Below are 22,169 nucleotides of genomic sequence, written 5' to 3' on the forward strand. Positions count from 1 at the left end.
CGCCCGTTTACGAGTCGGGGCGCAAGCTGGCGGCATGACCAGATCACGCGCCTTCGCCGAAGCTCCCCTGCCCCTTTTCGCCCCGTCAGGCGACGAGGATGAGGCGACAGGTGCGGCCCTGCCGGGGCGCTTGCCCTCGTATATTGCCGACCACCGCAAACGCCTGCGCGCACGGTTCATGGAGGGCGGCGCCACCGCCCTGCCGGATTACGAATTGCTGGAACTTCTGCTGTTTCGTGCCATCCCCCGGCAGGATGTGAAGCCGCTGGCCCGGCTGCTGATGGAAACCTTCGGCGATTTCAACCGCGTGATTGCCGCCCCGGTGCCGCGTCTTCTGGCAGTGAAAGGGGTGGGAGAGGCGGTGGTGCAGGAATTGAAGATCGTTGAGGCGGCGGCGCAGCGGATGGCGCGGGCGAAGGTGATGCACCGGCCGGTGCTGTCAAGCTGGGACGCGCTGCTGGATTATTGTCACACCACCATGGCGCATCGGGAAACCGAGCAATTCCGTATCCTGTTTCTGGATCGCAAGAATGTGCTGATCGCGGATGAGGAGCAGGCACGCGGCACGGTGGATCATGTGCCGGTCTACCCCCGCGAAGTGGTGAAACGGGCGCTGGAACTGAATGCCAGCGCACTGATTCTGGTGCACAATCACCCTTCCGGCGACCCGACACCCTCGGATTCAGACATACAAATGACCATGCAGATCCGCGACGCGGCCGAGGTGCTGGGCCTTGTTTTGCACGATCATCTGATCATCGGGAAAGAGCGGGAGCTCAGTTTCCGGTCTCAGGGCTATCTGTGAACACCGGGCGCAACCAGACCTCCACCCGCCGGTTGGCGCGGCGCCCGGCGGCCGTGGTGTCGCAGGCCATGGGCAGCGCCTCGCCAAACGCTTCGACCTCTGGCAGGCGTGCAGGATCGGTGCCGCCCGGCAATGTCGCAGACAGCGCGGTCAGCACACCGATGGCCCGGCTTTCCGACAGCCGCATATTGGCCGCGCCATCGCCCGAACCATCAGAGAATCCCGCGAGGATCAGCCTGTTTCCACGAAAGGCATCAACCTCGATCAGGCGCGCCAGCAGGCGCAGGTTTTCGCGCGAGCGCGCATCCAGCGTCGCGGACCCATCCTCGAACCGGAAGGTCAGCGACGACCGGCTGGCGCCCGCCATGGCATCGGCCAGACGTTTCAGCTCGGCCAGCGGCACATCACCCCCTGCCCCCTTGATCGCGTTCAGCAGGCGCAGCCCGTCCGCAGTCAGCGGCACGCTTTCCGGGGCGCGGTCGATATATCCAGCCCCGGCCACGGCAGTTTCGGCTGCCGGATGGTCGAGGAAATCCAGAAACTCCCGTGCGAACAGCGGCAGGCGGCGGCGCGGCGTCAGGAGGCTGATGGCAAAGGTCAGAGGATAATCCCCCGCCTTCACCAGTGCCCGGTCCGCCAGCAGCGGAAAGCCGCAGCTGTCGGTCAGCGGCAATGCCCGTGCGGCGCCGCGCTGCGCCTGCCCGGTGATCGCCAGCGCCCAGGGGTCACGCGCCACTGCCTCGGCCAGTGCCTCGGGCGTGTCATGGATCACGACCGCAGGCACATCACGCCCCAGACGCGCCACCAAAGCCTGCTGCACCGACGTATCGTTTGCCAGCGCATGCAGCGCCAGCGGCATGTCAGGCCCGCCCAGCGCCTGCCAGTTGCGAATTTCGCCCGACAGCGCCTGCGCCAGATCGGGGGTCGAGATCCGGGGCAGCCGGTTGTCGCGCGCGACAATCGGGACCAGCGCATCCAGCGCCATGGCCCGTGCGCCGAAACCCTTATCGGCGGTTGCCGAAACCGCAAGCTCTGCCGCGCCGGACAACAGTGCCGCCCGCGCCTCCTCCGGCGAGGACGGGATGAAGGTGATGCGCGCAAGCACCTGATCGGTTCCGGTTTCCGACAAAGCCGCGATGAAACCGGCGTCCTGCGGTTCCAGCTTCAGAGCCAGCCCGCGCGTTTTCGCATAAGCGGCCAGCAGCGGCGGCAAAAGCGCCTTGCCCGGCGCCTCGGCCCCGGTGATGCGCAGAACAGCAAGTGTTGCGGTCAGGTCGGGGCAACCCGGTCCGTCACAGATCACGCCTTCGCCATCCACCGTCAGCATGCCGAACCGGGTTTCGACCCGGTAAAACTCACCGTCGAAGCCCATCAGCGTGCCGTCGATCGACAAAGACCCGTCGCGCGCGGTCAGGGTGACATCCTGCGCCTGTGCCGCCTGTCCGCAAAACGAGAGCGCGGCGAAAACCGCCGCGCACCAAAGCATCAAACGCATATCGGGCCTTCAAGTTACCTTGTGGCGAGTTTCGTCCCGGACACGAGGTTTTTCAATACCAGAATATCGCCCTTCGCTGCGCAGTCCGGCATGGCCAGTGTCAGTTCAGAGCTGTCGCTTTGTCCGCCGACCGACGCCACAGTTTCGCCCAGCAGTTCGCGTCCGCAGGTCGCATCGGTAACAACGGCCTCAACCACCACATCCGGCATCCCGTTGGCCGGGAAGGTGTAAACCTCGGCCAGCATCGGCAGATCGACCGAATCGTCCCCCAGAAGGGACAGGAACCCGCCGGTCAGCGGTTTGCCCGGCACCGGCGTGTGCGGCGCATTGGCCGAAACATGGCCGGGCTGGCCATAATCGGCCCCGTTTTCAAACGCCTGCAACTGGAACGCATCGGCATCGAGCCATTGCACCGCGAACCGGCGCAGCCCCGCGACCTCGGGCATCGGGCGGGTTGCCTCGACCCGGGTGCCATCCGCCAGCTTGACTGTCACGGTGCCATCCGTCGTCATCGCGGGCAGATCAAGAAACAGCGCCCCGGTGGCTGATGTCTTTCCGGTGACGGCCAGCCCGCCCTGTTTGATGACAACGCGCGCGTCCGGCTGGCAGGGGGCCAGCAGGGTCAGGCCCAGCATGGCATGGTCCTTGGCCGCGAGATCCAGCGTCACGGGGCAGGCCTCGGCCTGTGTCGGGGCAGTATCCTGCGGCATGGCGGGTGGCGCAATCTTCGCGGGGGTGCTGTCCGGCTGTGGCGTCAGCATCGGCGCAGCGGGCACCTCGGCAGCGGGCCGCGTCAGGATGATCGGGGCCGGGTCGGATTCGGCAGCCAGCGGCACCACGCTGGTCGATTTCACCTTCACGGCGGCCTCCCGTTGCGCGGCCAGTTTCTCTTCCGCAGCACGGTTCTGCACGAAATGACCAGCGCCCAGCCCGACAGCCAGCAGCGCGGCGGCAAGTGCGATTCGACGTTTCATGTCCATCGGAAGGCTCCCGAGTTTTTGTCCCGGTCAGGACTAGTCAGGAAACCGGGCCATTCCGTGGCGAAAGCGGGGAATGTTTCCAGCAGCGCGCCGGTGGGCCGCCTCAGACGAGGCGACCGTGGCAATGCTTGAACTTCTCACCCGAACCGCAGGGGCATGGGTCATTGCGCGACGGGTTGCCCCAGGTCGAGGGGTCGGCCTCGTCAAAGCCAGCCGCTGCGATATGTTCCACCGCCTCATGGCTACCCGAAGCCGCCGCCGCGTCGGCGGCGTCCTGCGCGGCCTGCTGCTGCGCCAGATATTGCGCCATCATCTGCTGCTGTTCTTCCTGCGTCACCGGCCGGATCAGAGCGAGCTTCTGAGTCACATCCTGACGCAGCCCGTCCAGCATGGTTTCAAACAGGGCAAAAGCCTCGGTCTTGTATTCCGACAGCGGGTCACGCTGGGCATAGCCACGGAAGCCCACGACCGAGCGCAGATGTTCCAGCCGCAGCAGGTGTTCGCGCCACTTGCCGTCGATGGTTTGCAACAGAAGCTGCTTTTCGATGTTGCGCATGGTTTCCGGCCCGAAGCTTTCCAGCTTCTCGGCCATCATGGCATCCGAGGCTTTCTCCAGCCGTTCGCGGATCACATCCTGGTCGACGCCCTCTTCCTTCGCCCAGTCGATCACCTGAACGTCCAGCGCCATCTTTTCCAGCAGCGCCGCATAAAGGCCGGTCGTGTTCCACTGTTCAGGATAGGTCTTCGCCGGCATGAACTGTTCGACCAGATCGTCGATGACCTGATAGCGCATGTCCTGCGCGATTTCCGACAGATCCTCGGCCTGCATGATCTCCAGCCGCTGACCGAAGATCACCTTGCGCTGGTCGTTCATCACGTCGTCGAACTTCAGCAGCTGCTTGCGGACATCGAAGTTGCGGCCCTCGACCTTTGCCTGCGCGCGTTCCAGCGACTTGTTGACCCAGGGGTGAACGATGGCCTCGCCTTCCTTCATCCCCAGTTTCGACAGCACGCTGTCCAGCCGTTCCGAGCCGAAAATCCGCATCAGATCGTCTTCCAGTGACAGGAAGAAGACCGAGCGGCCGGGGTCGCCCTGACGGCCCGAACGGCCGCGCAACTGGTTGTCGATGCGGCGGCTTTCATGGCGTTCGGTGCCCAGAACGAACAGGCCGCCCGCCTCGATCACCTTCTGCTTTTCTGCGGCATGTTCCGCCTCGACCTTGGCGCGCACTTCGTCCGGGTGCAGATGCGGGTCGGCGGTGATGGCCTGCATCACCTTCATTTCGACATTGCCACCCAGCTGGATATCAGTACCGCGCCCGGCCATGTTGGTGGCGATGGTCACCGCGCCGAAGCGCCCTGCATCCGCCACGATCTGCGCTTCCTGTTCGTGCTGCCGCGCGTTCAGCACATTATGTGGCACACCGGCCTGTTTCAGCAGGTCGGACAGGAATTCCGATTTCTCAATCGAGGTAGTACCGACAAGGATCGGCTGGCCCTTTTCATGCGCCTCGCCGATGGCCTTGACCACACCTTCGTATTTCTCGCGCGCGGTGCGATAGACCTGATCGTGTTCGTCCTTCCGCGCGACCGGACGGTTGGTCGGCACTTCGACCACACCAAGCTTGTAGATTTCCATGAATTCTTCCGCCTCGGTCTGGGCGGTGCCGGTCATTCCCGACAGCTTGTTGTAGAGACGGAAGTAATTCTGGAAGGTCACGGAAGCGAGCGTCACGTTCTCGGGCTGGATCTGCACCGCTTCTTTGGCTTCGATGGCCTGATGCAGCCCGTCCGACAGGCGGCGGCCCCGCATCATCCGGCCGGTAAATTCGTCGATCAGCACCACCTCGCCGTCGCGCACGATGTAATTCTGATCACGGTGGAACAGCTTGTGGGCGCGCAGGGCCTGGTTGATGTGATGCACCAGAGACGTGCTTTCGGGGTCGTAAAGCGTCTGGCCTTCGGGCAGCAAACCGGACTGGCGCAGACGGCTTTCGATGAACTCGTTACCCTCTTCGGTATAGGTCGCGTTGCGGCCTTTTTCGTCCAGCTTGAAATGCGCCTCAGTCAGTTCGGGCATCAGCGCATCGACGCGGGTGTAGAGGTCGCTGCGGTCCTGGCTCGGGCCTGAAATGATCAGCGGCGTGCGCGCTTCGTCGATGAGGATCGAGTCGACCTCGTCCACGATGGCGAAGAAATGGCCGCGCTGCATCATCTCATCGATGCTGCCCTTCATGTTGTCACGAAGGTAATCAAAGCCCAGCTCGTTGTTCGTCGCATAGGTGATGTCGGCGCGATAGGCCGCGTGTTTCTCGGCCTCGGGCTGATAGGGGTAGACCACGCCGCAGGTCAGGCCAAGCTGGGCAAAGACCTTGCCCATCCATTCAGAGTCGCGCTTGGCCAGATAGTCGTTCACCGTGACGACATGCACGCCCTTGCCCGCCAGCGCGTTCAGATAGGCCGGGAAAGTCGCCATCAGCGTCTTGCCCTCGCCGGTCTTCATCTCGGCGATATTGCCCTGATGCAGGAAGATCCCTGCCTTCAGCTGCACGTCGAAGGCCCGGAGGCCCAGCGCGCGGCGCGCGCCTTCACGGCAGTTGGCGAAGGCTTCGGGCAGGATGCTGTCAAGGCTTTCGCCCTTGTTCTGCACGCGGTCCTGAAGGGCGCGGGTGCGCGCGATCAGATCCTCGTCGCTCAGCGCCTGAAACTCCGGCTCCAGCGCGTTGATCCTGGCGACCATCGGGCGAACCGATTTGACCTTGCGGTCATTGGGCGTGCCAAAAACCTTCCGCGCGAGCGTTCCGAGACCAAGCATGTTTTCTCCGGTGTCCGGTTGCTGACAGAAACGTGCGAGACGGGGGCCTTGCCCGCCTCACCCAGCTTTCATAGAAGAACCCGGAAAGGCGCGGAAGGTGCCCCGTCTCGCGCGACCTTCGCGGATGTAAGGGGGCGGAAGCGCCAAGTCAACGTGGCGCGGCACGCGCCCCGATCAGGAGACGGTGATATGGCGAAAATAACAACGATCCTTGGGGCGTTTGCGCTGACGGTGGCCCTTGCCGCCCCGGCCCTCGCTGCCGACCCCACGGCCGAAACCGTTGTGGCCGATGTGAACGGCACCCCGGTGACGCTGGGGCAGATGATCGCCATGCGCGCCTCGCTGCCGCCGCAATATCAGGCGCTGCCCGATGACGTGCTGTTCAAAGGCATCCTTGATCAGCTTGTGCAACAGACGCTTCTGGCACAATCGGTGGAAAAGAATCTGTCGAAGCGCGACCAGATCACGCTGGAAAATGAACGCCGCGGCCAGATCTCGGCCATCGCGCTGCAACAGGTGGTGACAGCGGCCGTGACCGATGCCGCACTGCAAGCCGCCTATGACGCCAAATACAAGGACTTCAAGCCCGGCACCGAATATCACGCCGCGCATATCCTCGTGGACAGCGAGGAGAAGGCCAAGGAAATCAAGGCACAGATCGAGGGCGGCGTCGATTTCGCCGATGCGGCCAAGACCCACGGCACCGACGGCACCGCAGCCAATGGCGGGGATCTGGGCTGGTTCGGCCCCGGTATGATGGTCAAACCCTTCGAGGATGCAGTTGTGGCGATGAAGCCGGGTGAATTGGTCGGTCCGGTGAAAACCGATTTCGGCTGGCACCTGATCAAGCTGGTCGAAACGCGTCCTTCCGCCGCGCCCGCGCTGGACGATGTGCGCGACGAGCTTGCAGCCGAGATCGAGAAAACCGCGATCACCGATCACCTCGCCGCGCTGGAGAAGGATGCGAAGGTCGAGAAACCGGGCGAAGGGATTGACCCGGCCGTCCTGAAAGACGAGAGCTTGTTGGACAAGTAATCTCTGCCGGAGTTGCGCCATGAGCAAGACCGACTGGAAGGCCGAAGCCAAGGCCCTCAAGAAGAAGCTGAAGAAGAAGGTCGCCACCCTCACGGCGCAACTGGAAGAGGCGGCAGAAACCGCCAAAGACCGCGCCGAGGATTTGGCCGAAGCTGCGGTCGCTGCGGTGAAGAAGGCTGCCAAGCCGGTGTCGCCGCTGGCCCCTGCGGCCTTCCCGGTGCTGCCGGTCATCAAGGGTGCGGCCTTTTCCGCAGTCGGCGCCGGGATCAAGTATCAGAACCGCCGCGACGTGATGCTGGTCAGCCTGTGCCCAGGCACCACCGTGGCCGGGGTGTTCACCCGCTCCTCCACCCGCTCGGGCTGCGTGCGTGACTGCCAGGAGAAACTGGCGATGAAGGTGCCGGCCGATGCCGGCGCCGCCATCGTGGTGAACTCGGGCAATTCCAATGCCTTCACCGGCAAGATCGGGGACGAGGCGGTGGCCGAGGTCACCGGCAGCGCCGCCGCGGCACTGGGGCTGCCCGCCAGCCGGGTGTTTTCCTCCTCCACCGGCGTGATCGGTGAACCCCTGCCCTTCGAGAAAATCACCGCCGTCATGCCCGCGCTGGTCGAGGGCCTGACGGAAGAGGCGATCCAGTCGGCTGCCGAAGCCATCATGACCACCGACACCTTCCCCAAGGGGGCCAGCGCCGTGATCGAAGGCGAAGGTGGTCCGATTCATATCTCGGGCATCGCCAAGGGGTCGGGCATGATCGCGCCGGATATGGCGACGATGCTGGTCTATATCTTCACCGATGCGAAGATCAGTGCCGCCAACCTGAAAAAGATGCTGTCGCGGAATGTGGACGAGACCTTCAACTCGATCACCGTCGACAGCGACACCTCCACTTCGGACACGCTGCTCCTCTGCGCCACCGGCCAGAGCGCAGCGGCAGAGGTCAAGGCCACCGGACCCGTCGCCAACGCCTTCGAGGCCGCGCTGCGCAGTGTGATGATGGATCTGGCGCATCAGGTTGTGAAGGATGGTGAAGGCGCCACAAAATTTGTGGAAATCCGGGTCACCGGCGCCGCCTCGGCCGAAGATGCGCTTCGCATCGGCAAGTCCATCGCCGACAGCCCGCTGGTCAAGACCGCGCTGGCCGGACAAGATCCGAACTGGGGTCGTATCGTCGCCGCTATCGGCAAATCCGGCGCTGCAGCAGACCGCGACAAGCTGCGTATCACCTTCGGCGATCTGATTGTCGCCGAAAAAGGCTGGCGCAACCCCGACTACTGTGAGGAAGATGGCGCCGCCTATTTCCGCCGTTCGGAACTGGTGATCGGTGTCGATCTGGGGATGGGCCGCGCCAAACGCTCGATCTGGACCTGCGACCTGACCAGCCGTTACATCGAGATCAACGCGGATTACCGCTCCTGATTTCATCTGTTCATAAATATCCCACAGGGGGTCCGGGGGACGCGAAGTCCCCCGGCACCTGCCAGAAGCGGAACATCTGCCATGAAGATTCTTCTCGTCGCCGCCGTGGCGCTGATTGACGCTGACGGTCGCGTGCTGCTGGCGCAACGCCCCGAGGGCAAATCTCTGGCCGGGCTGTGGGAGTTTCCGGGCGGCAAAGTTGAATCCGGCGAATCACCCGAGGCCTGCCTGATCCGCGAGTTGAAGGAAGAGCTGGGCATCGACACCTGGAAAAGCTGCCTCGCGCCGCTGACCTTCGCCAGCCACGCCTATGAGGATTTCCACCTGCTGATGCCGCTTTTCGCCTGCCGGCGCTGGGAAGGCATTCCCACCGGCCGCGAAGGGCAGCGAATCGCCTGGGTGCGGGCACAGGCACTGAAGGATTACCCGATGCCGCCCGCCGATATTCCACTCATCCCGATCTTGCGCGACTGGCTTTAATTTTTTGCAGGCAACGAGAATTTTGCCTCTTTTGTGAAATTTTCTTAGTAGCGGGTTAACCACTTCCCCCGTATTCTTTACCCGTTCTGGCTGAATTTGGGGGGAGAGATGCTGAGAACGATCGCCTTGGGTTCGTGTGTATCCGTGCAGGGAATTGTGGTCGGCTCGACGCAGGACGGAAAGCTGATGGTGCGGGTCGATGACAAGACCTTCGTTGGCTATCCGGTGTCCGGTGCGCGCAACTGAGACAACCGATGAAAAAGCAAAAGGCCGGGCAGTTTGCCCGGCCTTTTGCTTTGCGCGCCACTGACCTCAGGCCAGCGAGCGCTGCACTTCCTCGCGTTCGAATATCTCGATGACATCGCCCGCCCGGATATCCTCGTAGCGTTCGAAGGCCATGCCACATTCCTGACCGGACTGCACTTCCTTGACCTCGTCCTTGAAGCGCTTGAGCGTTTTGAGCGTGCCTTCGTGGATGACCACGTTGTCGCGCAGCAGGCGCACACCAGCCGAACGGCGCGCAACGCCCTCGGTGACGATACAACCCGCCACATTGCCCGCGCCGGTGATGCGGAAGACTTCCTTGATCTGCGCGTAACCGATGAAGTTTTCGCGCACTTCGGCCTTCAGCAGCCCCGAGGCCGCCGACTTGATGTCGTCGATCAGGTCATAGATGATCGAGTAGTAGCGGATTTCCACGCCCTTCTGCTGCGCCGCGTTGCGCGCGGTCGCATTCGCCCGGACGTTGAAGCCGATGATCGGCGCGTTCGAGGCTTCGGCCAGACCCACATCGGTATCGGTGATCGCACCCACACCATAGTGCAGCACGCGCACGCGCACCTCGTCGTTGCCGATCTTTTCCAGCGCCTGAACGATGGCCTCGGCAGAACCTTGCACATCGGCTTTCACCAGCACCGGCAGTTCCGCCACATCGGCATCGGCCTTCGCCTTCGCCATGAGCTGTTCCAGCGTGGTCGCGGCACCGGCAGCAGCGCGTTTGTCCTTGGCGGCCTGTTCGCGGTAATCCGCGATCTCGCGCGCCTGCGCCTCGGTCGACACCACGTTCAGCACGTCACCGGCTTCGGGCGTGCCGTTCAGGCCCAGCACCTCGACCGGAACCGACGGTCCGGCTTCGGTGACGGTTTCGCCCTTGTCGTTGATCAGCGCACGAACCTTGCCCCACTTCTCGCCCACGACGAAGATGTCGCCGCGTTTCAGCGTGCCGTTCTGCACCAGAACGGTGGCAACCGGGCCGCGACCGACATCCAGCTTTGCCTCGATCACCGCGCCCATGGCGGGGCGATTCGGGTTGGCCTTCAGTTCAAGGATCTCCGCCTGCAGAGCGATGGCTTCCAGCAGGTCATTCAGGCCCTTGCCGGTCTTGGCAGAAACCTCGACATCCTGCACGTCGCCCGACATCGCCTCGACCACCACTTCGTGCTGAAGCAGGTCGGTGCGCACCTTCTGCGGGTTGGCATCCGGCTTGTCGCATTTGTTGATCGCGACGATCATCGGCACCTTCGCCGCCTTGGCGTGGGCGATAGCTTCAATCGTCTGCGGCATCACGGCGTCATCGGCCGCGACCACCAGGATCACGATATCCGTCACCTGCGCGCCACGGGCACGCATCGAGGTGAAGGCCGCGTGACCGGGCGTATCGAGGAACGAGACCAGCGAACCATTCGGCGTTTTCACCTGATAGGCACCGATGTGCTGGGTGATGCCACCGGCCTCGCCCGACACGACGTTGGCCTTGCGGATCGCATCCAGCAGCGAGGTTTTGCCGTGGTCGACGTGACCCATGATGGTCACGATCGGCGGACGCGATTCCAGATCCTCGGCCTTGTCTTCGACGGTGTCGATGACCTGTTCCACATCGGAATCCGACACGCGCACGGCGCGATGACCGAAATCCTCGATGATGATTTCGGCGGTATCGGCGTCGATGGTCTGGTTCATGTTGACCATCATGCCCATCTTCATCAGCGCCTTGACCACGTCGGCGGCGCGTTCCGCCATCCGGTTGGCCAGTTCGCTGACAACGATGGTTTCAGGCAGCTGCACGTCGCGGGCCTGCTTTTCGGCCTTCTGACCGAATCCCATGGCCTTGTTGCGGGCCTTTTCCTGCTTGCGCTTCATCGCGGCGAGCGAGCGGGTGCGCCCACCCTCGCCATCCAGCGCGGCAGTCAGGGTCAGCTTGCCGGAACGGCGGCCATCATCGCCCTTGCCCTTGGCACCACGGTCCCGATCACGCTCTTCGCGTTCGCGGTCAGTCTTGCGCGGGCTGACAGTCGTTGCGGGCTGTTTGGCAGCGCCGCGTGCTTCTTCCTCGGTCGCAGGGGCAGCCGGGGCGGCCTCACGCGATTTCGCGGCAGGCTTGGCGGCTTCGGCAGCGGCACGCGCTTCTTCCTGCTCGCGCTGGATCTGCGCACGCGACTTGGTGCCAAGAATATCAGCCTTGCGCTGCGCGGCAGCGGCAGCCTTGGCCTCCGCCTCGGCACGCGCCTGACGCTCTTCTTCTTCCTGACGGGCCTTGATGGCCGCTTCGCGCTCGCGCTCTTCGCGCTCCTTCGCCTCGATTTCCTCGCGGCGGCGCTGACGATCTTCCTCGCGCTGACGCTCTTCCTCGGCGCGGCGCGCGGTATCCTCGGCCTCACGGGCCTTGGCGGCGCGCAGCGCAGCCAGGCGCCGTTCCATCTCGGCGTCGGAGATCCCGGCGGGGCGCTTCGACGGATCGCCCAGATGCGAGGCCGAGCCGCCACCTGCGGCACCGCCTGCGGTGCCGGGCTTCGGCACCACCACGCGCTTGCGCTTGGTCTCCACCACCACGGTGTTGGTCCGGCCGTGGCTGAAGCTCTGCTTCACCTGACCCGGGCGCTTGCCAGCGCCGCCACCAAGCCCGAGGGGTTTTTTACCGTCCGTATCGCTCATACCGTCTTCGTATCCTCTCCGGCGGTCTCGCCGCCGTCATGCTGGCCTGCGACTCCACCCCGGAGCCCTGCCAGCCTTGCCGCTTCCTCTACAACACGGTCGCTGAGTCCACCAGCCGCAAGCGCGCCGTGTATGGCACTTTCGCGGCCAAAAGCCAAACCGATTTCCTGTCCGGTCAGGCAGCCGATGAACAGCCCCGTCTTCGCGGGCGGGCGGAGCTTCGATTTGCCCCGTTCCGACCCGTCACTGGCCTGGATCAGCACGGTCGCCGTGCCATCCACAAGCCAGCCCTTCACCTTCTCGTACCCGGTCACCGCCAGCCCCGCCTTGCGGGCGAGGCTCAACAGTTCGACCACGCGCTTCGCCAGGATCGCCTCGATGAGGTCCGCCAGCGCCGGGGGCGGCGTAACCCTGGTCCGCGCCGCACGCGAGAACAGGCCCTTTGCCGCCGCACGGTCCAGCGCCTCGCGGGTGGAAGTCACCCAGAAGCCCCGGCCCGGCAGCTTGCCCAGCAGATCGGGCACCACGTCGCCATCCGGCCCCGCGACGAAACGGATCAACCCGGCCGTCGGCCCGGAGTCACCCGAAACGATGCATCGCCGTTCCGGGCCGTCCCTGTCGTCCTTGCGGCCGCCGCGCGTCATGGGAAACCCGAGGCTCAGGCCTCGGCCTCCTCGGCGTCGCCCTCTTCGTCTTCAGCCTCGGCCGCTGCCAGTTCGGTCGGGTCGACCCAGCCCAGCATGACGCGCGCCGTCATGATCAGGGTCTGCGCTTCTTCCAGCGAGACCTCGAACTTCTCAAGCACGCCGTCATCTTTCTTGCGCTGACCGTTTTCGGTCGTCCAGCCGCCAGCCAGTTCCCAGTCGGCGCAGGTGGCGAAATCTTCCAGCGTCTTGATGCCGTCCTTCGCCAGCGCCTCGATCATCTGGGGTGTCAGCCCCTCGAAGTTGAACAGGCTGTCATCGACGCCCAGTGCGCGGGCATTCTCGATGGCCTTGCGATTCTGTTCCTCGATGTAGTCGCGGGCGCGGGCTTGCAGTTCCTCGGCGGTGCCTTCATCGAAACCGTCGATGGACAGAAGCTCGTCCTGATCGACATAGGCCACTTCTTCCAGATTGGTGAAGCCTTCCGCCACCAGAAGCTGGGCCATCATCTCGTCGATATCAAGGGTATCCATGAAGAGTTTCGTACGCTCGGCGAATTCGGCCTGACGACGCGCCGATTCCTCGGCCTCAGTCATGATGTCGATGTCCAGCCCGGTCAGCTGCGAGGCCAGACGCACGTTCTGACCGCGGCGACCGATGGCCAGCGAAAGCTGTTCGTCCGGCACCACGACCTCGATCTTGCCTGCCTCTTCGTCGAACACGACCTTGCTGACCTCGGCGGGTTGCAGCGCGTTCACGAGGAAGGTGGCGGTATCGCCGTTCCACGGGATGATGTCGATCTTTTCGCCCTGAAGCTCATTCACCACGGCCTGCACACGGCTGCCGCGCATACCGACGCAGGCACCCACAGGGTCAATGGAGTTGTCATAGCTGATCACGGCGATCTTGGCGCGCGAACCCGGGTCACGGGCGACGGCCTTGATCTCGATGATGCCATCATAGATTTCCGGCACTTCCATCTTGAACAGTTCCGCCATGAACTGCGGATCGGTGCGCGACAGGAAGACCTGCGGCCCACGGGTCTCGCGGCGCACATCCTTGACGTAGCAGCGGATACGGTCATTCGGGCGATAGCTTTCGCGGCCGATCTTCTCGTTCCGGCGCAGGATGCCTTCGCCCCGGCCAATATCAACGATCAGGTTGCCATATTCCTCGCGCTTCACCACACCGTTGATGATGGTGCCCTTGCGATCCTTGAATTCATCATACTGACGGTCACGCTCGGCCTCGCGCACCTTCTGCAGGATAACCTGCTTGGCGCTTTGCGCGGCAATACGGCCCAGATCCACGGGCGGAACCTCGTCGATCACCTCGTCCCCGACCTGCGGGTCTTTCAGATAGGTTTTGGCCTGCTTGACGGTCAGCTGGGCGTGGTGATTCTCGTATTCCTCGTCCGGCACCACGGTGCGGATGCGGGCAAAGGTGGCGCGGCCCGTCTTGCGGTCGATCTTGACGCGGATGTCCAGTTCGGCGCCGTAACGCGATTTGGCGGCACGGGCGAGGGATTCCTCCATCGCCTGAATCACCAGATCCGGGTCGATCATCTTTTCGCGCGCCACCGCCTCGGCGGTTTGCAGAAGCTCCAGCTGGTTCGCAGACGTAATCGCCATGATGTCCTCTTGGCCTGTCAGTGTTTCGTCGCGGGGGTTTCGAGGTCTTCGTCCTCATCCCCTTCGGTTTCTTCGATCTCGTCGAACTTCGATTCGTCGATGACGCCGGCTTCCTTGCGCTGGCGCAGAACCTCGGCGATCAGTTCGTCGGTCAGCAGAAGCTTGGCATCCGACAGCCAGTCGAATTGCAGCCCGATGGTCAGCGTCTCGCCGCCTTCCTCGATCTCGATCAGTACCTCGTCGCCTTCAGTGCCTTGCAGCACACCCTTGAAGCGACGACGGCCATCAATCAACTCGGTCGTTTCCAGCCGCGCCTCGTAATCGACCCACATGTCGAAGTCCTTCAGGCGGGTCAGCGGGCGGTCGATGCCGGGGGACGAGACCTCAAGCACATAATTGTCCTCGATCGGGTCTTCCACGTCCAGCAGGGCCGAAACGGCGGTGGAGACGGCGGCACATTCGTCCACCTCGATCCCGCCATCCGGGCGGTCCACCATGATTTGCAGGGTCCGCGTCTTGCCGCCCATCAGGCGGATGCGCACCAGTTCGAATCCCAGCCCTTCGATGACCGGGCCGACAATGTCGGCCAGTCGGCGGTCGATGGCGGTCTTGGCGATGAGATCGGTCATCCGGGTTCCAAAAAGCAAAAAACGGGCTCGAGCGGCCCGTTTACATCTTTCGATGGGCCGACGGTTTGGACCCGTCAGCGCCGCTGTTGAGAGCCATATAGGCCGTTCCGCCCCGGAAAGCAAGGCGGAATGCCAGAGGCCCCCTCAAGCCGATTGTGGGCCGGGCACGGCACTGATAGCCTGAGGCCGCTGCGGCGCCGTATTTCTGCCGCCTGCAAGACCCCAAGCCTCTGGTTCCATTTTCTTTACGGAGTTTCCCATGTCCAAGCGCATGATCACCCTCAACGGGGCAACTGCGTTCTCTGCCTTCGGCTTCAGTTTCAACTGGGATGAGCGCCAGATCAGCTCCGTCTACATCAACAACGAATCGACCGGCACATCCGACAGCCTGTCGCTGAAACTGTCCGGCCAGCCCTGGACCATCCGGCGCCTTTCCTTTGACAGTTCCGCGCCGGGCACCCCTTTGTCGCTGACGATCACCGATGCGAATGACGGTGTTGTCGGGCGGCGGCTGGATCTTGTGCAGCTGCCCTCGGACGGAAATGTGAACATCACACTGCACGACACCCGCATCCGTTACCTGAGCGGTGGCGCGGATTCGAATGTCACCCTGTCGCTGGGGTCGCAGCAGACCAAACATGTCGAGCTTTATGACGCGCGACAAAGCAAAGTGACGCTGGGCGACGGCGCGGTTCAGACGCTGATGCTGAGCCAGGGGAATGACACCGTGACCGGCGGCAGCGGCTATGTCGGATTCATCGACTTCGACGAGGGCAACAACACCTTCATCGGTGGCTCGGGCTATGTCGGCTCCATCCGTTCCAACGGCAACAACACCTTCGAACTGAAGGGCGGGGTCGACAGCGTCAGCCTGGGATCGGGCACCAGCAAGGTTGTCGTCAGCGGCGGGTTTGTCGGCGCGATCACCAGCTTCTCCGGCACAAATACAGTCACCATCGGCGCAGGCGGCGAAGTGCGCAGCATTGGCTTCTCCGGCGGCATCGACAAGGTGAGCGTCGCGGGCAGGGTCGAGCAGGTTTCGCTCGGCTCCAACAAGGACACTTTGACGATCACCGGAAACGGTCGTGTCAACCAGGCCGATCTCGGAGACGGCAACAACAGCTTCCGCATGAGCGGGGAGCAGGTGAACTCGGTCATCGCCTATGACGGCAACGACAGTTTCACCGTGACCTCGGGCAACATCAACCAGATCGCGGCGGGAGGCGGCAACAACAAGTTCATCCTCAAGGGCGGCTGGATCGGCGCGATCCAGAGCTATGAGGGCAACGATACCGTCACCTTGTCCGGCACTGCGCAGGTGAACACGCTTTCTCTGGGTAACGGCATCAACAAGGTGAAAACCGCAGCCGGTTGGGTGGATCATATCGCCACCGGCGACGGCGCCGACACCATCAGCCTCGGCGCGGGCGGAGCCGGGTCGGTAACGACCGGCGGCGGCAATGATGTGGTGCGCACCGGCGCGGGCTGGGTGGACAGCCTCAGCACCGGCGAAGGCAATGACACCGTGACGCTGGCCAAGGGCGGCGTCGGTACGCTGCGGCTGGGCGGGGGTGACGACAGGGTGATCGTGCAGGCGCAAGACCCGGCCAACGGGTTGCTGCTGTCCGGTGGTCAGGGTGTCGACACCCTGGATCTGAGCCAGTTCTCAAAAGGCGTGGTGATCACGCTGAACAACCTCGGCGCCTGGCAGAATCCCGCCGCGAAGAACGGCAACATCGACGGCGCGGGCAAGGGCTATCTGGCCGTGACCGGGTTCGAGAATGTGCAGGGTTCCGCAGGCGCGGACCGGATTGAGGGGAACGAGCTGGCAAACCGGCTGACCGGCGGTCTGGGGAATGACACGCTCATCGGCGGGGCGGGCAATGACACGCTGCTGGGCGGTGGCGGCAATGATGTCTTCGTATTCGGTGCCGGCAGCGGCACCGACCGGATCGAAGGCTTCACCGCCGGGGCGGACCGCATCCAGATCGGGGGAGCGGATTCCCTGACGGACCTGACCTTCACCAGCCTCGGCGCTACCGAAACCCGCATCGACATGGGGGCAATCCATATCGTCGTGACCGGCCTTTCACTGGGCCAGTTGCAGGATGCGGGAAACTTCATGTTCTGAGGAATCCGCGTGCGGGCGGTCAGACGCCCGCACCGCCCGCCAGATTGTCACGCCAGACGCGCCAGTTCAACGGCGCCGCCAGACAGAGCCACGCGGCATAGGGCAGGATCAGAACGAAGGCCAGGCCATCAAGACCCCAGAAGGTCCACAGCATCCCCAGCACGGCAAAACACAGCGCCAGCATCACCAGCACCGACATGCCCATGCGGCGCGCGCCGAAGAAGGTCGGCGTCCACAGCGTATTCAGCGCGATCTGCAAGGCCCAGAAGCCCATGGCAAAAGCGTTGCCGGGTTGCCCCGCAACCCGCGTGGCCGCAAGGCTGGACAGGACGTAGATCGTGGTCCAGGCGACTGGAAACATCCAGTTCTTCGGTCGCCAGTCGGGTTTCACCAGCCCTTCATACCAGTCCCCCGGCTTGAACATCCAGCCGGTCAGCCCGGCAGCCAGGCTCGCCCCCAGGAACAACGCGAAAAGCCCCCAGTCAAAGGGAAGTGTGCCATCCATCTACAGATCTTTCATCAGCGGCCGAAGCCCGTTCATCACGGATACAAGCCCGGCAGAGATCCCCGGTTCCGAAAGAGCGTGCCCGGCCATGCCCACCATGCGCAAATGACAGCGCCGCCAGCCCTGCGCAAGACGCCATGCGGCGGCGGGCGGACAGATCATGTCATAGCGGCCCTGCACGATGGTGGCACCGATCTGCTCGATCCGGCCCCGGTTCTGCAGGATCCAGCCATCGCTTTCCAGAAAACAGCCATTGACGAAATAATGATTCTCCAGCCGCGCGAAGGCACGGGCGTAGTCTGACGGGCTTTCGTGCCAGGCCCCCTCGGTGCTGACCGAGGCGAGCGCGTTTTCCCACTGTGCCCAGATACGGGCAAAGCGCATCTCTTCCAGCAGGTTGCCGGAAAACAGGCGACGGTGGTAAGCGCCAATCATATCCCCCCGCTCTGCCTCGGGGATCGGTTCGACAAACCGCGCCCAGAGATCGGGGAAGAACGCCCCCGCCCCGCCGCCATAGAACCAGTCCAGTTCCGACCGCGTGCCCAGAAACACACCGCGCAGCACCAGGTGGCGCACACGGTCCGGGTGGGTGATCGCATAGATCAGCGCCAGCGTCGCCCCCCAGCTGCCGCCGAACAGCACGAAACGGTCGATCCCCAGCAATTCGCGGATTGTCTCGATGTCTGACACCAGATGCCAGGTGCTGTTCGCCGCCACCGCCGCCGTCGGGCGCGAGCGGCCACATCCGCGCTGGTCAAACAGGATCACCCGGTAAACCTCGGGGTCGAAATAGCGCCGCATCGCCGGGCTGCACCCGCCGCCCGGCCCGCCGTGCAGCACCAGAACCGGCACCCCATCCGGGCGGCCGCATTGTTCCACATAGATGCGATGCCCGTCGCCCATGTCGATCTGGCGCTGGTCGAAAGGCTCGACCGGCGGATAAAGATACTCGACTGCGCGCTTTTGGCCTGATCTGTGATCCATGATCGTATTATATAACCGCCCGGAACCATTCCGCCACGGGAGAGAATGCCATGTCCACCACCATCGACCCCGGTGAAGTCGCGAAATTCGAGGCGATGGCCGCCGAATGGTGGGACCCGGCAGGAAAATTCAAGCCGCTGCACCAGATGAACCCCTGCCGGCTGCATTACATCACCAGCCAGATTTCGGCCGAGTTCGACCGCAATCTGACCCATCCGCAGCCGTTCGCGGGGCTGCGGATCCTCGATATCGGCTGTGGCGGCGGGCTTCTGTCGGAACCGATGGCGCGACTCGGTGCCGATGTGGTGGGCGCCGATGCGGCGCCGCGCAATATTCCTGTGGCACAGCTTCATGCCGAACAGTCGGGTCTGACGATCGACTATCGCAACACCACGGCAGAGGCGCTGGCCGAGGCGGGCGAACAGTTCGACGTGGTGCTGAACATGGAGGTGGTAGAACATGTGGCCGATCCGCTGGCCTATCTGACAGCCTGTCAGACCCTGCTGAAACCCGGCGGGCTGATGATCTGTTCCACGCTGAACCGCAACGCCAAGAGCTTTGCCATGGCCATTGTCGGTGCCGAGTGGGTGATGCGCTGGCTGCCGAAAGGCACGCATGACTGGGCCAAGTTCATCACCCCGGACGAGCTTTACGACCTGATCCGCCGCGCCGGTCTCGACCCGGTGGATCGCAAAGGTATGGTGTTCAACCCCGTCAGCTGGAACTGGAGCCTGTCGGCCCGCGACCTTTCGGTGAACTATGTCACCGCGAGCGTGAAGCGGTGAAAGCCGTGCTGTTCTGGGCGCTGCTGCTTCTGGGGTCGGCCTGGGCGGGCACCGCGCTCTGGGTGCAGTTTCCGCAGGCCCGTCTCGTCGCGATGGCGGCTTTCGCGCTGCTGGTCGCAGGGGTGGTCTGGGCCAGGCTTGGCCCCGGCTGGGGGTGGAGCGCACTTGCGCTGTCCGCGCTGGTGATCAGTGGCTGGTATCTGAGCCTGCGCCCACAGCAGAACCGCGACTGGGCGCCTGATGTCGCCCATATCGTGCAGGGCGATATCGAGGAGGACAAGGTGACGCTGCACAACGTCCGCGCCTTCCGCTGGACCGATGCCGCCCATGCCACCGAGCTCTGGGAAACCCGCAGCTACGATCTGTCGCAACTGACCGGGGCCGACATGATCACTTCGGTCTGGGACAGTCCGAAAATCGCGCATCTCCTGGTCAGCTTCGGCTTTGCCGATGGCCGCCATGTGGTGTTCTCGGTAGAGATCCGTCGCGAGAAAGGCGAGGCCTTCAGCAGCATCGGCGGCTTCTTCCGCCAGTTCGAACTGTCACTGATCGCAGCCGACGAGGCGGATGTGGTCAAACTGCGCACCAACTTTCGCGGCGAGGAAGTGAGACTGTATCCCCTGCGCCTGACGCCAGAGCAGTTGCGCGCTGTGTTCCTGCGATATGTCGAACTGGGCAATGCACTGAACGAAAAGCCGCGCTGGTATAATACGGTCACTGCCAATTGCACCACCGTTGTCTGGCAACTGACGCGCGTGCTGAACCCCGATCTGCCGCTGGACCGCAGCCTGCTGCTGTCAGGCTATCTGCCCGACTGGCTTTACCGCATGGGCGTTCTGGCCGACGAGGGTACGCTGGAAGATATCCGTGCCCGCGCGGTGATTTCGGACCGCGCGAAGGCCCTGCCCGAAGGGGCGGATTATTCCGTTGGTATCCGCGCGGGGCGCTAAGGCTTACAGGAAGTCCCCGGCTCCGATCTGGTCAAGCGTCAGGCCCTTCAGCAAGACGGTGCCATCGCCATGCTCCACCAGAACGCCCGCGGCCTTCTGGGTCAGATCGTAACCACCACGCACCGAAAGATGGTCGATGCCGTCCTGAAAGTCGGTGATCGTATCGGCACCGCTGCGCGCGCCAAACACGAACAGATCGGCCCCGCGCCCGCCGGTCAGCACATCGCGCCCCACCCCGCCCTCCAGCCGGTCGGCACCGTCGTCACCTGACAGCGCGTCATTGCCCGCACCACCTTGCAACCTGTCACCGCCCCGCCCGCCGGAAAGTACATCGCGGCCAGCGCCGCCCAACAGCGTATCGGAACCATTCGCGCCAGACAGGGTGTCATTGCCCCCCAGCCCGTCCAGCCGGTCATTACCGCGCAGCAGGAACAGGCTGCCGGGGGCAAGAGTGTCGTCACCGGCCGAACCCGTCACCTCGTAGCTTTGCGCGTTGACAGCGCGCACCAGTGCCGACTGGCCATAGGTCACATAGACCCCGCCTGCATCGCGATGGTGCAGCGGAAACACGCTGTCCGCATCAACACGAAAGCCGTCGATTTTCAGCAGAGTGGTAAATCCAGCGGCAAAATGCGTAAGCGCCGCATAGCTGAAACTGCCGCTCAGGGCCGCATCGCCGCTTTGCTCGATCACCACACCATTGCCCGACAAGCCCGCATAGTAGAAATCGCCGATATGGGTCGAAATCGCCCGCCCATAGCCAAGATACAGCGTCGAACTGCCATAACCCGACAGAAGCTTGTCACTCAACCCGGTCAGATCGCCGGTCACCGTTACCGTTGCCATGTCACCCCTCACGACTCGCTGCACGCAATCTGCCAGAACCGCGTGCAGCGTCAATTCGGGTTACACGGCCTCGGACGACTTCGCCCAGAGGTTGATGTCCTCGTCCGAGGCGATGCGGTCGATCTCGGCCAGCTCCTCGGGCGTGAAGGTCAGGTTGCCGATGGCGCCCGCGCAATCGACCACCTGTTCGGGTTTCGACGCCCCGATCAGCGCAGTGGTAATACCACCGTCGCGCAGAACCCAGGCAATCGCCATCTGCGCCAGCGTCTGCCCGCGCTTTTGCGCCAGCGCATCCAGCGCCCGCACGCTGTCCAGCGCGCGCGGCGTGATGGTTTCGGGCGCAAGGCTCTTGCCCTGCGCGGCGCGGCTGCCCGCCGGGATACCGCCCAGATATTTCTTGGTCAGGATCCCCTGCGCCAGCGGCGTGAAGGCGATGGAGCCGACGCCCAGATCGGCCAGCGTGTCCTTCAGCCCGTCGCGTTCCACCCAGCGGTTCAGCAGGTTGTAACTGGGTTGATGGATCAGCAGCGGCGTGCCCAGATCCTTCAGGATCGCCACCGCCTCGCGGGTGCGCTGGCTGTTGTAGCTGGAAATCCCGACATACAGCGCACGGCCCGAACGAACGATGTGATCCAGCGCCATCATCGTCTCTTCCAGCGGCGTTTCCGGGTCGAAACGGTGGGAATAGAAGATATCGACGTAATCGAGACCCATCCGCTTCAGCGACTGATCACACGAGGCAATCAGATACTTGCGGCTGCCCCATTCGCCATAGGGCCCGGCCCACATATCATAGCCCGCCTTGGACGAGATGATCAGCTCGTCCCGGTAGCCCGCGAAATCGGTGCGAAGAATTTCTCCGAATGCCTCTTCGGCGCTGCCGGGAGGCGGGCCATAGTTGTTGGCCAGATCGAAATGGGTAATCCCAAGGTCAAAGGCAGTGCGGCAGATGTCACGCTTGACCTGATGCGGGGTATCGTGGCCGAAGTTGTGCCAAAGGCCAAGGCTGACCGCCGGAAGCTTCAGCCCCGAGTGGCCGCAACGGCGATAGATCATGCGGGAATAGCGGTCATCCGCCGGGCGATAGGTCATGGCATCCTCCGTGT

General features: G+C 63.6%; 19 protein-coding genes. 8 read left to right on the forward strand and 11 right to left on the reverse strand.

Features of this window, described 5'->3' with window-relative positions:
- Nucleotides 1-34: 34 nt before the first annotated feature.
- Nucleotides 35-805, forward strand: a complete 771-nt coding sequence (radC, locus tag IE126_RS14895) for a RadC family protein (protein WP_054301352.1) — start codon at nucleotides 35-37, stop codon at nucleotides 803-805.
- On the opposite strand, the gene IE126_RS14900 is transcribed toward radC, so the two are convergent.
- The 3 genes from IE126_RS14900 to secA form a co-directional block, all read right to left on the reverse strand.
- Nucleotides 777-2,300 (reverse strand): phosphate ABC transporter substrate-binding/OmpA family protein, encoded by a 1,524-nt coding sequence (locus IE126_RS14900; protein WP_189381465.1) that lies wholly within the window; start codon nucleotides 2,298-2,300, stop codon nucleotides 777-779. The genes radC and IE126_RS14900 overlap by 29 nt on opposite strands.
- Nucleotides 2,301-2,314: 14 nt before the next feature.
- Nucleotides 2,315-3,280 carry a hypothetical protein gene (locus IE126_RS14905; protein ID WP_189381466.1) on the reverse strand — a complete coding sequence of 322 codons (966 nt, stop codon included), beginning with the start codon at nucleotides 3,278-3,280 and terminating at the stop codon, nucleotides 2,315-2,317.
- Nucleotides 3,281-3,383: 103 nt separating this feature from the next.
- Complete coding sequence (secA, locus tag IE126_RS14910; RefSeq protein ID WP_054301355.1) at nucleotides 3,384-6,095, reverse strand: preprotein translocase subunit SecA; 2,712 nt, start codon at nucleotides 6,093-6,095, stop codon at nucleotides 3,384-3,386.
- 189 nt (nucleotides 6,096-6,284) lie between these two features.
- Between secA and IE126_RS14915 the strand changes: the two genes are divergently transcribed.
- The 4 genes from IE126_RS14915 (at nucleotide 6,285) to IE126_RS14930 (ending at nucleotide 9,273) form a co-directional block, all read left to right on the forward strand.
- A complete protein-coding gene (locus tag IE126_RS14915; RefSeq protein ID WP_189381467.1) occupies nucleotides 6,285-7,130 on the forward strand; it encodes a peptidylprolyl isomerase in 846 nt (281 codons plus the stop codon).
- 19 nt (nucleotides 7,131-7,149) lie between these two features.
- Complete coding sequence (gene argJ / locus IE126_RS14920) at nucleotides 7,150-8,547, forward strand: bifunctional glutamate N-acetyltransferase/amino-acid acetyltransferase ArgJ (protein ID WP_189381468.1); 1,398 nt, start codon at nucleotides 7,150-7,152, stop codon at nucleotides 8,545-8,547.
- 81 nt (nucleotides 8,548-8,628) lie between these two features.
- Nucleotides 8,629-9,027 (forward strand): 8-oxo-dGTP diphosphatase MutT, encoded by a 399-nt coding sequence (gene mutT, locus IE126_RS14925; RefSeq protein ID WP_054301358.1) that lies wholly within the window; start codon nucleotides 8,629-8,631, stop codon nucleotides 9,025-9,027.
- A gap of 108 nt (nucleotides 9,028-9,135) precedes the next feature.
- The gene (locus tag IE126_RS14930; RefSeq protein ID WP_054301359.1) at nucleotides 9,136-9,273 is read left to right on the forward strand and encodes a hypothetical protein; all 138 of its coding nucleotides are present in this window, start codon (nucleotides 9,136-9,138) and stop codon (nucleotides 9,271-9,273) included.
- A 66-nt stretch (nucleotides 9,274-9,339) separates the two neighbouring features.
- Here IE126_RS14930 and infB read toward each other — a convergent pair whose 3' ends face one another.
- Genes infB through rimP form a run of 4 tightly spaced genes read right to left on the reverse strand, consistent with a single transcriptional unit; the run spans nucleotide 9,340 to nucleotide 14,862 of the window.
- Nucleotides 9,340-11,958, reverse strand: coding sequence for a translation initiation factor IF-2 (gene infB, locus IE126_RS14935; protein WP_108128695.1), 2,619 nt, complete (start codon nucleotides 11,956-11,958; stop codon nucleotides 9,340-9,342).
- The gene (locus IE126_RS14940; protein WP_189381469.1) at nucleotides 11,955-12,602 is read right to left on the reverse strand and encodes an RNA-binding protein; all 648 of its coding nucleotides are present in this window, start codon (nucleotides 12,600-12,602) and stop codon (nucleotides 11,955-11,957) included. Before IE126_RS14940 ends, infB begins: the two co-directional genes overlap by 4 nt.
- A 14-nt stretch (nucleotides 12,603-12,616) precedes the next feature.
- Nucleotides 12,617-14,233, reverse strand: a complete 1,617-nt coding sequence (gene nusA / locus IE126_RS14945) for a transcription termination factor NusA (RefSeq protein WP_054301362.1) — start codon at nucleotides 14,231-14,233, stop codon at nucleotides 12,617-12,619.
- A 17-nt stretch (nucleotides 14,234-14,250) separates the two neighbouring features.
- A complete protein-coding gene (gene rimP / locus IE126_RS14950) occupies nucleotides 14,251-14,862 on the reverse strand; it encodes a ribosome maturation factor RimP (RefSeq protein WP_189381470.1) in 612 nt (203 codons plus the stop codon).
- A gap of 259 nt (nucleotides 14,863-15,121) precedes the next feature.
- Here rimP and IE126_RS14955 point away from each other — a divergent pair, with 259 nt between their 5' ends.
- Nucleotides 15,122-16,993 (forward strand): calcium-binding protein, encoded by a 1,872-nt coding sequence (locus IE126_RS14955; RefSeq protein ID WP_189381471.1) that lies wholly within the window; start codon nucleotides 15,122-15,124, stop codon nucleotides 16,991-16,993.
- Nucleotides 16,994-17,012: 19 nt separating this feature from the next.
- Here the strand turns inward: IE126_RS14955 and tspO are convergent, their stop codons facing one another.
- Both tspO and pip read right to left on the reverse strand, forming a co-directional pair.
- On the reverse strand, nucleotides 17,013-17,498 hold the full coding sequence (gene tspO, locus IE126_RS14960) for a tryptophan-rich sensory protein TspO (protein WP_189381472.1): 486 nt from the start codon (nucleotides 17,496-17,498) through the stop codon (nucleotides 17,013-17,015).
- Entirely contained in the window at nucleotides 17,499-18,482 is a 984-nt protein-coding gene (pip, locus tag IE126_RS14965; RefSeq protein ID WP_189381473.1) for a prolyl aminopeptidase, read from the reverse strand.
- Nucleotides 18,483-18,532: 50 nt separating this feature from the next.
- Between pip and ubiG the strand changes: the two genes are divergently transcribed.
- Nucleotides 18,533-19,267, forward strand: coding sequence for a bifunctional 2-polyprenyl-6-hydroxyphenol methylase/3-demethylubiquinol 3-O-methyltransferase UbiG (gene ubiG, locus IE126_RS14970; protein WP_189381474.1), 735 nt, complete (start codon nucleotides 18,533-18,535; stop codon nucleotides 19,265-19,267).
- Nucleotides 19,268-19,272: 5 nt separating this feature from the next.
- On the forward strand, nucleotides 19,273-20,217 hold the full coding sequence (locus tag IE126_RS14975; RefSeq protein WP_229825539.1) for an Lnb N-terminal periplasmic domain-containing protein: 945 nt from the start codon (nucleotides 19,273-19,275) through the stop codon (nucleotides 20,215-20,217).
- A 3-nt stretch (nucleotides 20,218-20,220) separates the two neighbouring features.
- Here IE126_RS14975 and IE126_RS14980 read toward each other — a convergent pair whose 3' ends face one another.
- Together IE126_RS14980 and mgrA are read right to left on the reverse strand one after the other, a co-directional pair.
- Nucleotides 20,221-21,063, reverse strand: a complete 843-nt coding sequence (locus tag IE126_RS14980) for a calcium-binding protein (protein WP_189381475.1) — start codon at nucleotides 21,061-21,063, stop codon at nucleotides 20,221-20,223.
- Nucleotides 21,064-21,123: 60 nt separating this feature from the next.
- Complete coding sequence (gene mgrA / locus IE126_RS14985) at nucleotides 21,124-22,155, reverse strand: L-glyceraldehyde 3-phosphate reductase (protein ID WP_189381476.1); 1,032 nt, start codon at nucleotides 22,153-22,155, stop codon at nucleotides 21,124-21,126.
- Nucleotides 22,156-22,169: the final 14 nt, after the last annotated feature.

Origin of the sequence: Gemmobacter nanjingensis, from assembly GCF_014652195.1 — a bacterium.
GTDB lineage: Bacteria > Pseudomonadota > Alphaproteobacteria > Rhodobacterales > Rhodobacteraceae > Gemmobacter > Gemmobacter caeni.

Excerpts from the sequence above, each read along its gene's own strand:
- radC (WP_054301352.1), top strand. The coding sequence starts at position 35 with ATGACCAGATCACGCGCCTTCGCCGAAGCTCCCCTGCCCCTTTTCGCC.
- IE126_RS14900 (WP_189381465.1), bottom strand. The coding sequence starts at position 2,300 with ATGCGTTTGATGCTTTGGTGCGCGGCGGTTTTCGCCGCGCTCTCGTTT.
- IE126_RS14905 (WP_189381466.1), bottom strand. The coding sequence starts at position 3,280 with ATGGACATGAAACGTCGAATCGCACTTGCCGCCGCGCTGCTGGCTGTC.
- secA (WP_054301355.1), bottom strand. The coding sequence starts at position 6,095 with ATGCTTGGTCTCGGAACGCTCGCGCGGAAGGTTTTTGGCACGCCCAAT.
- IE126_RS14915 (WP_189381467.1), top strand. The coding sequence starts at position 6,285 with ATGGCGAAAATAACAACGATCCTTGGGGCGTTTGCGCTGACGGTGGCC.
- argJ (WP_189381468.1), top strand. The coding sequence starts at position 7,150 with ATGAGCAAGACCGACTGGAAGGCCGAAGCCAAGGCCCTCAAGAAGAAG.
- mutT (WP_054301358.1), top strand. The coding sequence starts at position 8,629 with ATGAAGATTCTTCTCGTCGCCGCCGTGGCGCTGATTGACGCTGACGGT.
- IE126_RS14930 (WP_054301359.1), top strand. The coding sequence starts at position 9,136 with ATGCTGAGAACGATCGCCTTGGGTTCGTGTGTATCCGTGCAGGGAATT.
- infB (WP_108128695.1), bottom strand. The coding sequence starts at position 11,958 with ATGAGCGATACGGACGGTAAAAAACCCCTCGGGCTTGGTGGCGGCGCT.
- IE126_RS14940 (WP_189381469.1), bottom strand. The coding sequence starts at position 12,602 with ATGACGCGCGGCGGCCGCAAGGACGACAGGGACGGCCCGGAACGGCGA.
- nusA (WP_054301362.1), bottom strand. The coding sequence starts at position 14,233 with ATGGCGATTACGTCTGCGAACCAGCTGGAGCTTCTGCAAACCGCCGAG.
- rimP (WP_189381470.1), bottom strand. The coding sequence starts at position 14,862 with ATGACCGATCTCATCGCCAAGACCGCCATCGACCGCCGACTGGCCGAC.
- IE126_RS14955 (WP_189381471.1), top strand. The coding sequence starts at position 15,122 with ATGTCCAAGCGCATGATCACCCTCAACGGGGCAACTGCGTTCTCTGCC.
- tspO (WP_189381472.1), bottom strand. The coding sequence starts at position 17,498 with ATGGATGGCACACTTCCCTTTGACTGGGGGCTTTTCGCGTTGTTCCTG.
- pip (WP_189381473.1), bottom strand. The coding sequence starts at position 18,482 with ATGGATCACAGATCAGGCCAAAAGCGCGCAGTCGAGTATCTTTATCCG.
- ubiG (WP_189381474.1), top strand. The coding sequence starts at position 18,533 with ATGTCCACCACCATCGACCCCGGTGAAGTCGCGAAATTCGAGGCGATG.
- IE126_RS14980 (WP_189381475.1), bottom strand. The coding sequence starts at position 21,063 with ATGGCAACGGTAACGGTGACCGGCGATCTGACCGGGTTGAGTGACAAG.
- mgrA (WP_189381476.1), bottom strand. The coding sequence starts at position 22,155 with ATGACCTATCGCCCGGCGGATGACCGCTATTCCCGCATGATCTATCGC.